Below are 13,230 nucleotides of genomic sequence, written 5' to 3' on the forward strand. Positions count from 1 at the left end.
GATATCACCTCAGTCGTCGGTCTGGGCGAGCCACCATTCGTCGGCGTGCTCGGAGAGGTTCGTCGGTTCCTCGCGCTCACCCATGAAGCGCTGCTTCTCGCTCTGGTCCTCGAACTCGCTGTCCATCACCCGGTCGGCGATGCGCTCGACATCGACGGCCGGATCGGTTTCGTCGCTCGACACCTCGACGGGCGAGGTGCCGTCCTCGCCGAACTCGAACTGGACCACGGTGTCCGAGGTGTCTCGGACGGTGCCGTCGTACTGTGCTTCGAGTTCGGTGAGTGCGTTGATGAGCCGGCGCTGCAGGTACCCGGACTTCGAGGTACGGACTGCGGTATCGACCAGTCCTTCGCGGCCACCCATCGCGTGGAAGAAGAACTCCTTGGGGTTCAGCCCCTCTCGGTAGGAGTGTTCGACGAAGCCGTGAGCCTCTGCTGAGAGGTCGCCCTCCTCGAAGTGGCTGAGCGTCCGGTTCTCGTAGCCGCGGTTGATGCGTTCGCCACGTACCGCCTGCTGGCCGACCAGGCCCGCCATCTGCGTGAGGTTCAGCATGGACCCACGCGCACCAGAGTCGGCCATGACGACCGCCGGATTCTCGTCGCCGAAGTGCTCCTCGGCGATTTCGCCGGCGCTGTCACGTGCCTGACCCAGTGCCTGCATAATCTTCATCTCGACGGTCTCGTCGACCGAGCGGCCCGGAAGCGGTTCGAGCTCGCCCTGCTGGTAGATCTCGATGAGCTCCTCGACGCGCTCTTTGGCTCCCTCGATGGCCTCGTCGACCTGCGACTGGGCCTCGGGCGGAATCGACTCGTCGTCGATACTGATCGAGAACCCGAAATGCATGATGGTTCGGATCGCGACCGAGGAAACCTCGTTGATGAAAATGCGCGCCCGTGTACGGGAGTAGCTCTTTGCGATTGTGTCGACGACCTCGCCACCGAACGCACCGACGGCGTTCTCATCGATCGTCCCCTGGAGGTGCTGCCCGTCCTCGATAACCACGTCGTCGCCGGCGTTCGACGTGAACTCGAGGTTCAGGTCGTCGGGCAACAGCTCCGAGAAAATCGAGCGTCCGGTCCAGTACTTCTCGCCGTCTTCGGTCCCGTCGGCTGCGGGCAGTTCGTCGATTCGGGTCGCACGCAACAGGTCGAGCGCCTGTGTCTCATTGAAGTGGGGATTCTGGTTCGTGAGGAGATACGTCGCGGTGACGTGGTCCTGGATTGCGCCCAGAATGTTCTCGCCAAAGCGCGGGCTGAGCAGTTGCTCTTGGACACGCATCAGCACGCGAGCCTCGGCGCGAGCCTCCTCGTTCTGGAGGGCGTGCATGTTCATCTCGTCCCCGTCAAAGTCGGCGTTGTACGGCGGACAGACCGTCGTGTTCAGCCGGAACGTCTTGTACGGCATCACCACGACCTCGTGGGCCATGATGGACATGCGGTGCAGTGACGGCTGTCGGTTGAAGATAACAATGTCGCCGTCGATGAGGTGCCGGGACACTTCCCAGCTGGGCTGGACCTTCTCTGCGAGTTCCTCGCAGTTCTTTTCGGTCACTTTCAGCCGACGGCCGTCAGCCCGACGGACGTAGTTTGCTCCCGGGTGTGTCTCGGGGCCGTTACGGACGTACCGGCGGGCGTCTTCGAGGTTGCGCTCGTTGACGTTCATCGTCTGGGTCATCTCGCTTGCGATACGGTCTGGAACGCCGACCTCGTTGAGACTGAGTGTCGGGTCCGGCGAGATAACAGTACGAGCAGAGAAGTTTACACGCTTCCCAGACAGCGAGCCACGGAACCGCCCCTCCTTGCCCTTGAGCCGCTGGGAGAGAGTCTTCAGGGGCCGGCCAGAGCGGTGTCGGGCCGGCGGTGTTCCCGAGATCTCGTTGTCCATGAACGTGGTGACGTGGTACTGTAGCAGTTCCCAGAGGTCCTCGATAATGAGCTGTGGCGCGCCGGCTTCGCGGTTCTCCATGAACCGCTGGTTGATGCGGATGATGTCGACCAGCTTGTGGGTGAGGTCGTCCTCAGAGCGCTGACCGTTGTCGAGCGTAATCGACGGCCGAGCCGTCACCGGCGGCACCGGCAGGACGGTCAGAATCATCCACTCGGGGCGCGACCGGTCAGGGTTGATGCCCAGCACGTCAAGGTCCTCGTCTGGAATAGCCTCGAACCAGTCCCGGATATCCGAGGGCATCAGCTTGTTCATGTCCTCCTCGGTCAGGTCCACGTCGAGTGCAGACTCGATTGCCTTCCGGTCGTCCTGGCGCGGTCGGAAGTCGCCGGAGAGGATTTCCTGAACGCGGCCGGCGTCGATGTCGGTCTCCTCTGCGAGCGCGGTCGGACTTACGCGTTCGTCGTCTTCTTCCTCGTCGGGCTCCATCGCCGCGGCGATACGAGCCGGATAATCCGACGCGAGCACCTGCTGGACCTCGTAGTAGGTCGTCGGCTTCTCGTGTTGGATATCGAACTGCGGTTCGCTACAGTGGGGACACCGGTCTTTTTTACGTGCCTGCCTGACGGCGGCTTTGGTCACGTCGTTAAGATCCTCGTCGAGGTTGCGTGCCCGGCCCAGGCGGTCATGGAACTCGTCTCTCTCGTCCTGGGTGAGCAGCAGTTGGGAACACTCCCGACAGGTGCCCCGCAGAAGACGACGGATGAGCTTCGAGAATCCGACGTGGATAACGGGCGCGGCAAGCTCGATATGGCCGAAGTGGCCGTTACAGGAGCCGCTGTGTTGCCCACAGGTCTTGCACTCAAGGCCGGGGTCGATGACACCCAGCCGCGGGTCCATCAGTCCCATGTCGATTGGGAAGCCGTCATCGTCGTACGTGTCGGCCGTGATGACTTTCGTTGCGCTCATCTCGCGGTACTCTTCGGGGTCCATCAGGCCGAAGTTTATCTGGCTGATTTCTTTTGGTGCGTGCTGACTCATGTTAGACTGCGTCCTCCAGTTCGACTCGCGGCGCGATGCCGAGTGCTTTCATTTCGTCGAGCAGCAGCTTGAACGCGTACGACATCTCGACCTCGTGTATTTCGGTCTCCTCGTCGCAGTTCGGGCAGTACACCCGGCGTTGCTCGACGTTCTCGACTGCGGTCATCCCGCAGTTGCCACAGACGTTGATGAACTCGCGGTCGGACTCATCGAGCAGACGCTCTTTGAGCGTCATGGCTGCGCCGTGCCCGATGAACACGTCCCGTTCCATCTCACCGATACGGAGACCACCCTCGCGGGCGCGTCCCTCGGTCGGCTGGCGCGTGAGCACCTGGACCGGCCCGCGTGAGCGGGCGTGAATCTTGTTCGACACCATGTGATACAGCTTCTGGTAGAAGATGGTGCCGACGAAGATCTCGGCCTCAATTTTCTCTCCGGTGATGCCGGAGTACATGATCTCCTTGCCGCTGGATTTGAAGCCGCGGTCCTCGAGCGCACCGCGGAGTTCGTCCTCGTCCTCGCCGGTGAACGGTGTCCCGTCGACGCGGCGGCCTTCGAGCGAGCCGACCTTGCCGCCGATCATCTCCAGAATGTGGCCCACGGTCATCCGCGATGGGAGTGCGTGGGGGTTCAGGATGAGGTCCGGAACGACCCCGTCCTGGGTGAACGGCATATCCTCCTGTGGCGCGATGTGGCCGACCACACCCTTCTGTCCGTGCCGGGAGGCGAACTTGTCGCCGAGCTCGGGAATCCGCTCGTCACGAACCGAGACCTTCGACAACTTCGAGCCGTCCTCGTTTTCCATCAGCGTCACCGTGTCGACGACGCCAGACTCACCCGAGCGCATCGTGACGCTCGTCTCTCGGCGCTTCTGCGGCGAGAGTCCGCCCATGTCGTCGGGCTCTTCGAGGAACCGTGGCGGCGACGTTTTCCCTAGCAGGACGGCGTTCTCGCCGACATCAGTTTCGGGATTGACGAGGCCGTCCTCATCGAGGTGTGTGTAGGCCTCTTCGCCGCGTGCACCACGGACCTCGTCGTCGGGAATCTCGAAGCGGTCTTCCTGACCGCCGGGGTAGCGCCGCTCCTCGCCCTCGTAGGTCCGGAAGAAATGCGACCGGGCGAGCGCGCGCTCGACAGAGCCCTTGTTCATTACAAGGGCGTCCTCGATATTGAACCCCTCGTAGCTCATCACGGCGACGACGAAGTTCTGGGCCGCCGGCCGGTCGTCGTATCCGATCTGTTCTGTCGTCTGGGTCTTGACCATCGACAGCTGCGGGTAATGCAGGAGATGCTGTCGTGTGTCCGGGCGGATGCGGTAGTTCGCCGCCGGGAGACCGAGCGACTGTTTGATCATCCCCGACCCCATGGTGATACGCGGTGAGGCGTTGTGTTCGGGGTATGGAATCATCCCTGCGCCGATACCGAACATCAGCTGTGGGTCGATTTCGAGGTGCGTGTGGTCGTCGGTAAGCTCCTCCTCGTCGACCCCGACGAGGATGTCCTCTTCCTCCTCGGCGTCAATGAACTCGACGTAGCCGCGTTCGACGAGTTCCTGGAAGTCGGTATCACCGGCTTTCAGTGCCTCGACCTCCGTCTCGGAGATGAGCGGCTCACCGTTCTCGACGACCAGAAGCGGCCGCCGGGCACGGCCGGCGTCGGCGTTGACGATGACCTCGCTGGTTCGTCCCTTGACCGAGACGTTGACCATATCGCTGACTTCGCCCCGGCGTCGAGCCTGTCGAATCTGTTCTGCGAGCTGTTCCGGGTCGGGGTGTGTGCCGACCAGACTGCCGTTAACGTATACTTTGGCTTCTCGTCCCTGACTCATGATTTTAGTCGTCCGCGGGGGCGTCGATGCCCTCGATGCCGGGGATGCCCTCGACGCCCATCCCAGCGAGTTCCTGTTTCAGCTCCTGTTCGTCCTCGACGTTCTGTGAGAGTTCCATCGCCTGTGCGAAGTTCTTGACCAGCCCACAGTTCGGTCCTTCCGGTGTCTCGGAGGGACAGATACGCCCCCACTGGGTGGCGTGGAGGTCTCGGGCCTCGAAGTGTGGCTGTGAGCGACTGAGCGGCGACCGTAGCCGGCGCAGGTGAGAGAGAACACCCATGTAGTCGGTCCGGTCGACCAACTGGGAGACGCCCGAGCGACCGCCGACCCAGTTCCCTGTCGCAATCGGGTGTTCGAGCCGTTCGGTCAGCACGTCCGAGCGGACCACCGTCGACACAGAGAGCTGACGGTTCCGCATGTTCGCGCGTTCGAGCTGGTATTTCACGTCTCGGGCCAGCTTGTTCAGGGCCGTCCGGAACAGGTCACGCATCAGGTCGCCCGATACCTTGAGGCGCTTGTTCGCGTAATGGTCCTTGTCGTCGGCTTCGCGCCGCTCGAGCGCCAGCTCGAAGCAGGCCTCGGCCATCCGACAGAGGTAGTAGGCCTTGTTGATGCGGACATCTTCTTCTTCGACGCCTTCCTCGTGGAGGTGGGGAAGCAGGTAGCGGTCGATGACGTAGTTTGCCCGCTTGAGCTGGTAGTTTTTGCCCTGGCCGGAGGCGACTCGCTTACCGAGTGCCTCGATTGCCTCCTCGGTCGTCTGGACCTCGGCGGCTTCCAGGTTCTCCAGCATGAACTTCACGATCTCGGGGTCGTCGCTGACCCGGTGGACGATTTCCTCGTCGGATTCCAGTCCGAGCGCGCGCACGAGGGTCACGAAGTTGACGCTGCCCGACACCGAGGGGAACGAGACTTCGAGTAGTCCATCACGCGTGCGCTCACAGAGCACAAGGGCGCGGTACCCACGGCGCTGGGAGAACGTCTTTGCGACCTCGATCTGGTCGCCGTATTTCGTGTCGGTCTCGGCAAGAATTTTGTTCGGGGCCAGATCCTCGCTTGTCATCAGGACGCGTTCGGAACCGTTGACGATGAAGTAGCCACCTGGGTCGGCGGGGTCTTCACCGATGTCGATGAGTTCCTCGCGCGTGAAGTCGGCGATGTTACACTTGTCTGAGCCGACCATGATCGGCATCCGGCCGATTTTCGTCTCGGTCTGGTCGACGACGACCTCTTCCTCTTCTTCGCCGCCTTTGATGACGGCCATCTCCATGAACACCGGGGCGGAGTAGGTGATGTTCCGGAGACGTGCCTCCTGTGGGTACAGGAGTTCCTCGCTGCCGTCCGCCTCGCGTACGCGCGGGGTGACTACACGGACGTCACCCAGTTCGACGTAGACCGGCTCCTCGCCTTCCTTGTCGCCGATGTCGGTGTCGATGGTCTCTTTCTCGTCGACAACCTGCTGCATCCCCCGGCTGAGAAAGTTGTTAAACGACCGGAAGTGGTGTTCGGCGAGCCGTTCTCGTGAAAAGTACTCTCGTGAAATTTCGCGTTTGTCCTCGATATCCATTATTTCACCACCAGTCGGTACACCACGGCTGTGTCCGTGGTTCGTGAGTCCCGTGTGATCTTGACGACATCGCCTACGGCCGCCTCGTCAGGCAGCGCAGGGTCTGTTCGCGTGATTTTCGGGAGGTCGGTTTTTTCGACGTTGTACTCCTGCATCACGTCCTCGAGTTCATCCTCGTCAAGGACGGTGTGATCCGGTACGAGTTTGTGGTTGCTTACATCTACCATGAGTGTGGCTTACGGGCGAAGAATCTGTTCGTAGATACTACAGTACGATATTTCTGCGAGGCATATAACGCTTATTAAATCGAGTCGGCGGGGCTATTGGTCCCTTGCGGAACCAATGGTGCTCAGGTAAATGGCAATTTGTAGCGTGGGATAAAATACCTTGCGAGGCGGCTCCGATTGGAAAGTCTTAATACTATTACCCGGATACGAGAAAATGCGTGCCCGGATGGTGTAGTGGCCCATCATACGACCCTGTCACGGTCGTGACGCGGGTTCAAATCCCGCTCCGGGCGCTTCTTCAAAATCAAACTGACAAGCGGCGCGTTTTATCGCGCCGCATCCCGATTTTGCTGTGTAACTAAGAGGGATTTGAACCACGCGACGAGTGAGCGTCAGCGAACGAAGTCGCCCGGGTTCAAATCCCGCTCCGGGCGTTTCTCCGATTTCACACGTCGCGGAGTTCCATCTCCGCGACCCACTCGTGAAGTCACTGTGCGATCGAGAGGGATTGGAACACAAGGAGTCGCACGCCCGGACTGGCCGAACGAAGTGAGGCCACAGCCCGGACCGTCTCTGCATGGGTTCAAATCCCGTTCCGGGCGTACCAATTTTCGTTTAGGTCCCACGTATAAGAGAGGGGTCGCTATATCTCACACCGCCGGTTTTGATAATCAGGGGTGTCTGGCGTGACGGTCCCGGACGCCGATCGGATTGCCGAGTACCTGCAGCTGAATGCGGACGCGGCCACACCCGAGGTGCTCGGCGCGACCGACACCGAACCCACCGTATGGGGTGACGTCGTGGGCGACGCCCTCGCGAGCAACGAGCCCCACCTGGCGCTCGAAACGCCTGACACCAGTGCGCCCGAAAAGGATTTTGGGGACGGAGACCCCATCCTCGAGGCGGACAAACCGGCCTCGACGACGTCCGAAGCTCCCGATACCGACGGTTCGGCGCTCGTCGACGCGCTGGAGTGGTTCCACCAACAGTTAGACCGCGACCTCCCCGACGAGTGCAACCACGACACGCCTCGGGATGAGGTGGCTGTATATTTGGTCGGTGGTCTGTCAGTTCGCATTGCGTAACCGGAGTTGGACGTCCTCGAGGCGGCCGCCGTCAACCTGGATAATCCGATAGGCGACCGAGTGCCGGAGAGTGTGAGGGGTGACGTCGTCGGAATCGCCGACACCGCCGCCGGCGACCTGGGGCCACACGTCGCCCTCGGTTGCGATCTTGAGTGTCGCCGGCGGGAGCGAACCTATCTGAATTCGGTCCGGGAGGTACACCGTTCCGGCGTCCAAGTTGAGATGGTCGAGTCAAGAGCGCACAGTTCACCCGAAGTCGTGACACCTCTCGAAAGGTGGATACACTATAGCACGTTGTATTGCCACGCTATCATAGGAATTATACCCCAGTTCATTCTATCCTGTTTCATGACTACCGATATCATTATTTTGACTGCGAACTCACTTCGGCACAGCTACCTTCGTCAGACGTTCGGCCTTGCGGACAATATTGAAGTGGTCAAGTCCTACTGCGAGTCGAAAAGTGGCTCCCTTCTTGAAGAGGCACGCAAAAACGGAGAGCAAGTACGCATAGACCATCTGGAACGGCGTGCTCGCTCCGAGCACGATTACTTTGCTCACTTCGTGAATACCACACCCGATCGGAGTAATCCAATCGAGATTCCATACGGTGATATTAATGAACAGCAGTACTACGAGGAAATAACGGATCTCGAACCTGACCTGCTTGTGGTCTACGGGAGTTCTATCATCCGAGATCCCCTACTAAGCGAGTACGATGGTAGAATTCTCAATGTTCACCTCGGTCTATCTCCGTATTACCGGGGTACAGGGACAAATTTCTGGCCGTTAGTGAACGGTGAACCCGAGTACGTCGGTGCGACATTCATGTATATTGATGAGGGTGTTGATACCGGTGAAATTATCCATCAGCTTCGTGCCCGTGTCCATCCGTATGATGGACCCCATGACATAGGAAACCGACTCATAGCGGATGTAGGACAGGTTTATCCAGAAATCGTCCGACGCTTTGACGATCTTCACCACGTATCACAGATCGACGAACCGAACAACGATCACTATTATAAATCAAGCGACTATAATCCAGACGCAACAGCGCAACTGTATGAGAACTTCGCGGATGGGATGGTCGAGGAGTACCTTCAGAGCGAGGAGGAGCGAGTCGCCGAGGTACCAATCGTGAAACATCCAGTCATCGACGAGGAAAAACCGCTGACGCATTCCGATGTGTGATAATGAAGGCGGTTATGTATCACTACGTCCGGGATGGGGTAGATCGCCTGCCGAACTACTATTATCTTGATATCACCGATTTCCGCAAACAGTTGGATTACTTTGATCAGGAATTCGGATTCGTTGAGCGTGAGTCGTTTCTCGCGTATCTTCGCGGGGTGCGTTCAACTCCTCCATCAGGAGTCATACTCACGTTCGACGACGGGCTCCGGGATCATTACGAGTTTGTTTTCGCCGAATTACAGAAACGGGATCTCTGGGGTATATTCTATGTGCCGACGGGCCCCTATCAGACCGAAACCCTGTTGGATGTCCATAAGACTCATATTCTTCTCGGGGAGGTTTCAGGGTCGGAACTCCTTGCAGAAACGCATGAGATTATTGAGGAAAAAATGATTCCACACCGCCGACGCGAGGAATATAAAACGAAGACGTACAAGACACACGACGACATCAAAGCGACAAAAGAAGTTAAACGGATACTGAACTATTACGTATCTGATGAGTTCCAGACAGAGGTTCTGGACCGGCTCGCAGCACGTATTGGCCACGAACCGGTGGATGTCTCTGATTACTACGTCCGGCCTGAGGAGTTGCGCGAAATGTATCAAAATGGGATGACGATTGGTGCACATACAGTCAACCATCCTGTGCTCTCGAAACTTGATAAGAGAGAACAAGAACTCCAAATTCACGATAGTTTCGCCCATCTGGATGATATCCTCGGTGACATGACCCTTAGAACATTTTGTTATCCCTACGGAAACGATGCGACCTACAATGAAATAACGGTTGAATTACTCAATTCATGCGAATGCGAATGGTGCTTTAAAGTCGAGTCGGCAGATATAACGGATGAAGATATCGGATCACGCCCACAGGCTCTTCCCCGATACGACTGTAACGAATTTCCCTATGGCGAGGCAAGCGGCTCGATAGGAACTAATTCAAAGTGATGATTACAATTGTTCGAGCCCTGTAGTTTGATACAGATAGTTTGCTGAGTATACTTATCACGTCAGACAAAATCGCACACATGCTCCTCGTCGATGGGTGCGTTCGGGTTCAGGACGTCAAACCCGTCACAGTAGCACGGCCAGCACAGAAGGCCGGCTTCGGCCTCAAGCCGACTCCCGGTGCATGAGCAGTCACCGGGGCGACCGTCAAAGTCGGTTAGTTCGGCGTCGGTTCTTTCTTGGGTAGTGATTTCGTAGGCAGACATGGTCTTTCGCTCCAAGAAAGGCCGGTTTGGGTGTCTCCAGTACTCGGACGTTTCAACACGCCCCGAGGGGACCGTCTTTTCTTGTTGTTACCTTAGACAGCATGAAAATTAAAACTATCGAAGAGGGTATCTATTGGTCGGTATTTGGTTTTTATCCCTTAGAAGGCATAAATTTTAGGGAATTAACGCCGTAGTAGACACTGATGCCTGAATCCAGTAACAAAGGCGGGCGAAAGCCCAGGGTAACCGACGAGAACCTACTCGACGTGTTTCGGACGACGTCTGATCCCGTCCTCTCGACGGCGGAAGTCGCCGACGCCGTCCCTATCAAGCGCCGAGGGACGCTTAACCGGCTCCAGGCGCTTGAAGAGTACAGCGAGCTGGAGAGTAAGCGAATAGGCGGACGTAACACGGTATGGTGGCTCGTTGACGAGGCAGACGTATCGAACACCGAGGGTTGAGCCACGGCAACTAACGAACCCGGACCAATCGACGGAGAGGGTGACACGCCCGCCCGACAAGCTGAAGCGTGACGCCGTCCCGAACGTTAACCAACACCGGCAGGTGTGACACCGCGACTGTTGGTTAATACTCTCAGCCGCCGTGGTTACAAATCCTCCTCGGTATTCGGATGCATACTGCCGTAGTCGAGGGCCATGTGGGCTTTTTTCGTAACTTCTCTCCCTCCTCAAGCTTTGCCCTGAGCGAATCGAGCGGCACACAATCTTCAAGCGACAGGAAATTGAATTGTATCCCCCATGGAGCGGTGCATATACTCCGTGATCCTCGGCGTATTCTCGAATGACGTCGTTCACGATTAGCTCACCAAGAATATTTGTCACGTCTTCGCGCTCGCTCTCGGCGCGTATCATGTGGTATACGGCCGCGAACAAGGCACCGTGTACGATATCGAACTCGTCGACGCCCCACTCGTTTGAGGACACTCGGGGGCCCATACGAAAGATATCCCTGAACTACCAGTCCGCTGCATATATAAACAAGCCACTCGTCCAGATTGTAACTTGGTCTCACATACCATTTGTTTCTGAGTGAGAGACCTATGACGATAATTTTTTACCTATTGGTTTAGTTTATCCCATTAGTATGTCCAGAAACTCTGACGGAGATAACTTGAATAGCACACGACGTCGGCGCCTTCTTGCCGCCCTGGGTGGAAGCGCCAGCGTTGGGCTGGCTGGCTGTTCCGCTATCTTTGGCGGAGACGACGGTGACGACGGAGAAGATGGCGAAGATGGTGAAGACGGCAGTGACGGCAGTGACGGTGAAGACGGCAGTGACGGTGAAGACGGCAGTGACGGTGAAGACGGCGGCGATGGCGAAGACGGTGAGGACGGCGAAGACGGTGAGGACGGCGAAGACGGCGAGAGCGAGATGACCAACGCCGATAAGGCACAGGCTGCCTGGGAGACCATCTCCACCAACCCCGCTCCCGAAGACCAGGACCTCCGAAACGAGGCCTACGTCGAGATCGAGGAAGCGGTCCGTGACGACATGGTGATGATCAACTTCGGACACGATGTCGGCGAAACCTTCTGGCGCCAGGAGGTCGACTGGGAGCGCAGAGGCGCGCTCGGTAACTCCTACCACCAGCACAAAACGACGAGCGTGGAGGGCTCCGACAGGCTGCAGCTGCGCAACGCAACCAACAGTTCTCTCGATCCGGTCGAGTCCGACGACACGGCCTCGGCGACTGTCATCCACAAGTGCTACGACAAGTTGGTCCACTATCCTCGGGGTGTTCCGGAAATCGAGAACCAGGTTCTCGACTCGTTCGAGCTCTCCGATGACGGCCTGACGTACACGTTCAACCTGAAAGAGGGTGTCCAGTTCCACAACGGTGAGGAGCTCACCGCGAACGATGTCTACTACTCGATTCGCCGCCTCGCAGAGGCAGAACAGAGCGTTCGCGCAGAGTTCGTCTTCGAGGCACCGAACGGCATCGGAATGGTCCACGAGACCGACGACGAAGGGAACGTCGTCCCTGACTCGCTGGGCCTCGAAGTCGTCGACGACTATACGCTCGAGCTGACGACCGAGAACCCCAACCCCGCAGTGCTCGATGTCCTGACCTACCAGGCGTTCGGTATCCTGCCCGAGGGCCTCGTCGGTGACATCGAGGGCTACGACGGCGAAATCGACGTCGAGACTCTCCGAACCCAGGAGAGCTTCGGAACAGGTCCGTGGCAGCTCGAATCCTGGTCACAGAACGAGGAGATGCTGCTGAGCCGCTTCGACGACTATCACGGCACGCCCGCCGAGCAGGAGGAGATTATCTACCGTATCGTCGAGGACAGCGAAGCACGGTACACGCTGCAGATCGAGGGTAACCTCGACATCTTCAGCGTGCCGACCTCCTACTACAACCGTGACAACTATACCGTTGAGGAGACCGATGACCGCGGCCGCGGTGTTGGTACGTACACGCTCGAAGGCACCGAGCTGGGCTACCAGCGTCTAACCGACCTGGTCACCAGGTACTTCGGGTTCAACGTCGCGAATACCGAGCGGCCGGTTCGCCAGGCGGTCGCGTACGTCCTGGGTCAGAACGAACTGGTCGAAGAAGTCTTCGAGGGTCGACAGACGCCAGCGTTCAGCTTCACTCCGCCGGCAATCTGGCCGACCGGACAGGATGGCTACGACCAGTGGGTCAGTGAGTGGCAGTACGGAACCGAAGACGAGCCAGGTGCGAGTAACGTCCAGGCGGCACGGGACCTGCTCGACGAAAACGGTATCGAGGAGACCGAACTCACGGTCACCACCTACCAGAGCCCGACCTACCAGAACGCGGCAACGCTCATCCGCGACAAGCTCGCGGGAACGAATCTTAACTTCTCGCTCGAGGAAGCCGCGTTCTCCGACCTCATCCAGCGCGGGTACGACGGTGACCTTCAGATGTACTCTCTCGGATGGGCCTGGAGTTGGGAGAGCGTCGCATACGGTCACTTCGGCTTCGAGCCGAAAAACACCGATACCTCCGGCATGCCCGAGGACAACAACGGCTACTACCTCGACTGGCACACCAACCTCTCGGAGAACCAGTAACGACGCCCAGCTAGCACAGCCACACCGTTATCGAACCAGTATCTAGCCGCCGTGCGTGTTTTGATCCCTCAGACAATGAACCAGCAACGACAACAGTGCCACGTACAGCCCAGTAGAGC

10 protein-coding genes and 1 tRNA gene are annotated in these 13,230 nt (G+C 58.5%); 6 read left to right on the forward strand and 5 right to left on the reverse strand.

Annotation, left to right across the window (positions count from 1 at the left end):
- Positions 1-9 precede the first annotated feature (9 nt).
- The 4 genes from OSC37_RS05105 to OSC37_RS05120 are packed head-to-tail and all read right to left on the reverse strand — an operon-like array spanning position 10 to position 6,547.
- Entirely contained in the window at positions 10-2,925 is a 2,916-nt protein-coding gene (locus OSC37_RS05105; RefSeq protein ID WP_267163518.1) for a DNA-directed RNA polymerase subunit A', read from the reverse strand.
- Position 2,926: 1 nt separating this feature from the next.
- The gene (gene rpoB / locus OSC37_RS05110; protein ID WP_267163519.1) at positions 2,927-4,753 is read right to left on the reverse strand and encodes a DNA-directed RNA polymerase subunit B; all 1,827 of its coding nucleotides are present in this window, start codon (positions 4,751-4,753) and stop codon (positions 2,927-2,929) included.
- 4 nt (positions 4,754-4,757) lie between these two features.
- Entirely contained in the window at positions 4,758-6,320 is a 1,563-nt protein-coding gene (locus tag OSC37_RS05115; protein WP_267163520.1) for a DNA-directed RNA polymerase subunit B'', read from the reverse strand.
- Positions 6,320-6,547 (reverse strand): DNA-directed RNA polymerase subunit H, encoded by a 228-nt coding sequence (locus tag OSC37_RS05120; RefSeq protein ID WP_267163521.1) that lies wholly within the window; start codon positions 6,545-6,547, stop codon positions 6,320-6,322. Before OSC37_RS05120 ends, OSC37_RS05115 begins: the two co-directional genes overlap by 1 nt.
- 220 nt (positions 6,548-6,767) lie before the next feature.
- Here OSC37_RS05120 and OSC37_RS05125 point away from each other — a divergent pair.
- A tRNA-Asp gene (locus OSC37_RS05125) sits at positions 6,768-6,840 on the forward strand.
- Between the two features lie 393 nt (positions 6,841-7,233).
- Entirely contained in the window at positions 7,234-7,632 is a 399-nt protein-coding gene (locus OSC37_RS05130) for a hypothetical protein (protein ID WP_267163522.1), read from the forward strand.
- Here OSC37_RS05130 and OSC37_RS05135 read toward each other — a convergent pair.
- Positions 7,615-7,848 carry a site-specific integrase gene (locus OSC37_RS05135; RefSeq protein WP_267163523.1) on the reverse strand — a complete coding sequence of 78 codons (234 nt, stop codon included), beginning with the start codon at positions 7,846-7,848 and terminating at the stop codon, positions 7,615-7,617. The two genes, OSC37_RS05130 and OSC37_RS05135, sit on opposite strands and share 18 nt — an antisense overlap.
- A 132-nt stretch (positions 7,849-7,980) precedes the next feature.
- On the opposite strand from OSC37_RS05135, the gene OSC37_RS05140 reads away from it, so the two are divergent.
- From OSC37_RS05140 to OSC37_RS05155, 4 genes are all read left to right on the forward strand, one after another.
- Positions 7,981-8,826: a formyl transferase gene (locus tag OSC37_RS05140; protein ID WP_267163524.1), complete on the forward strand. Its 846-nt coding sequence runs from the start codon at positions 7,981-7,983 to the stop codon at positions 8,824-8,826.
- A 2-nt stretch (positions 8,827-8,828) separates the two neighbouring features.
- Positions 8,829-9,782, forward strand: a complete 954-nt coding sequence (locus OSC37_RS05145; RefSeq protein WP_267163525.1) for a polysaccharide deacetylase family protein — start codon at positions 8,829-8,831, stop codon at positions 9,780-9,782.
- Between the two features lie 469 nt (positions 9,783-10,251).
- Positions 10,252-10,509 carry a hypothetical protein gene (locus OSC37_RS05150; protein WP_267163526.1) on the forward strand — a complete coding sequence of 86 codons (258 nt, stop codon included), beginning with the start codon at positions 10,252-10,254 and terminating at the stop codon, positions 10,507-10,509.
- 670 nt (positions 10,510-11,179) lie between these two features.
- A complete protein-coding gene (locus OSC37_RS05155; RefSeq protein ID WP_267163527.1) occupies positions 11,180-13,111 on the forward strand; it encodes an ABC transporter substrate-binding protein in 1,932 nt (643 codons plus the stop codon).
- Positions 13,112-13,230 lie beyond the last annotated feature (119 nt).

It is taken from the genome of Halovenus salina (genome assembly GCF_026410925.1).
In the GTDB taxonomy this organism is placed as follows: domain Archaea; phylum Halobacteriota; class Halobacteria; order Halobacteriales; family Haloarculaceae; genus Halovenus; species Halovenus salina.

Excerpts from the sequence above, each read along its gene's own strand:
- rpoB (WP_267163519.1), bottom strand. The coding sequence starts at position 4,753 with ATGAGTCAGGGACGAGAAGCCAAAGTATACGTTAACGGCAGTCTGGTC.
- OSC37_RS05145 (WP_267163525.1), top strand. The coding sequence starts at position 8,829 with ATGAAGGCGGTTATGTATCACTACGTCCGGGATGGGGTAGATCGCCTG.
- OSC37_RS05115 (WP_267163520.1), bottom strand. The coding sequence starts at position 6,320 with ATGGATATCGAGGACAAACGCGAAATTTCACGAGAGTACTTTTCACGA.
- OSC37_RS05120 (WP_267163521.1), bottom strand. The coding sequence starts at position 6,547 with ATGGTAGATGTAAGCAACCACAAACTCGTACCGGATCACACCGTCCTT.
- OSC37_RS05150 (WP_267163526.1), top strand. The coding sequence starts at position 10,252 with ATGCCTGAATCCAGTAACAAAGGCGGGCGAAAGCCCAGGGTAACCGAC.
- OSC37_RS05140 (WP_267163524.1), top strand. The coding sequence starts at position 7,981 with ATGACTACCGATATCATTATTTTGACTGCGAACTCACTTCGGCACAGC.
- OSC37_RS05105 (WP_267163518.1), bottom strand. The coding sequence starts at position 2,925 with ATGAGTCAGCACGCACCAAAAGAAATCAGCCAGATAAACTTCGGCCTG.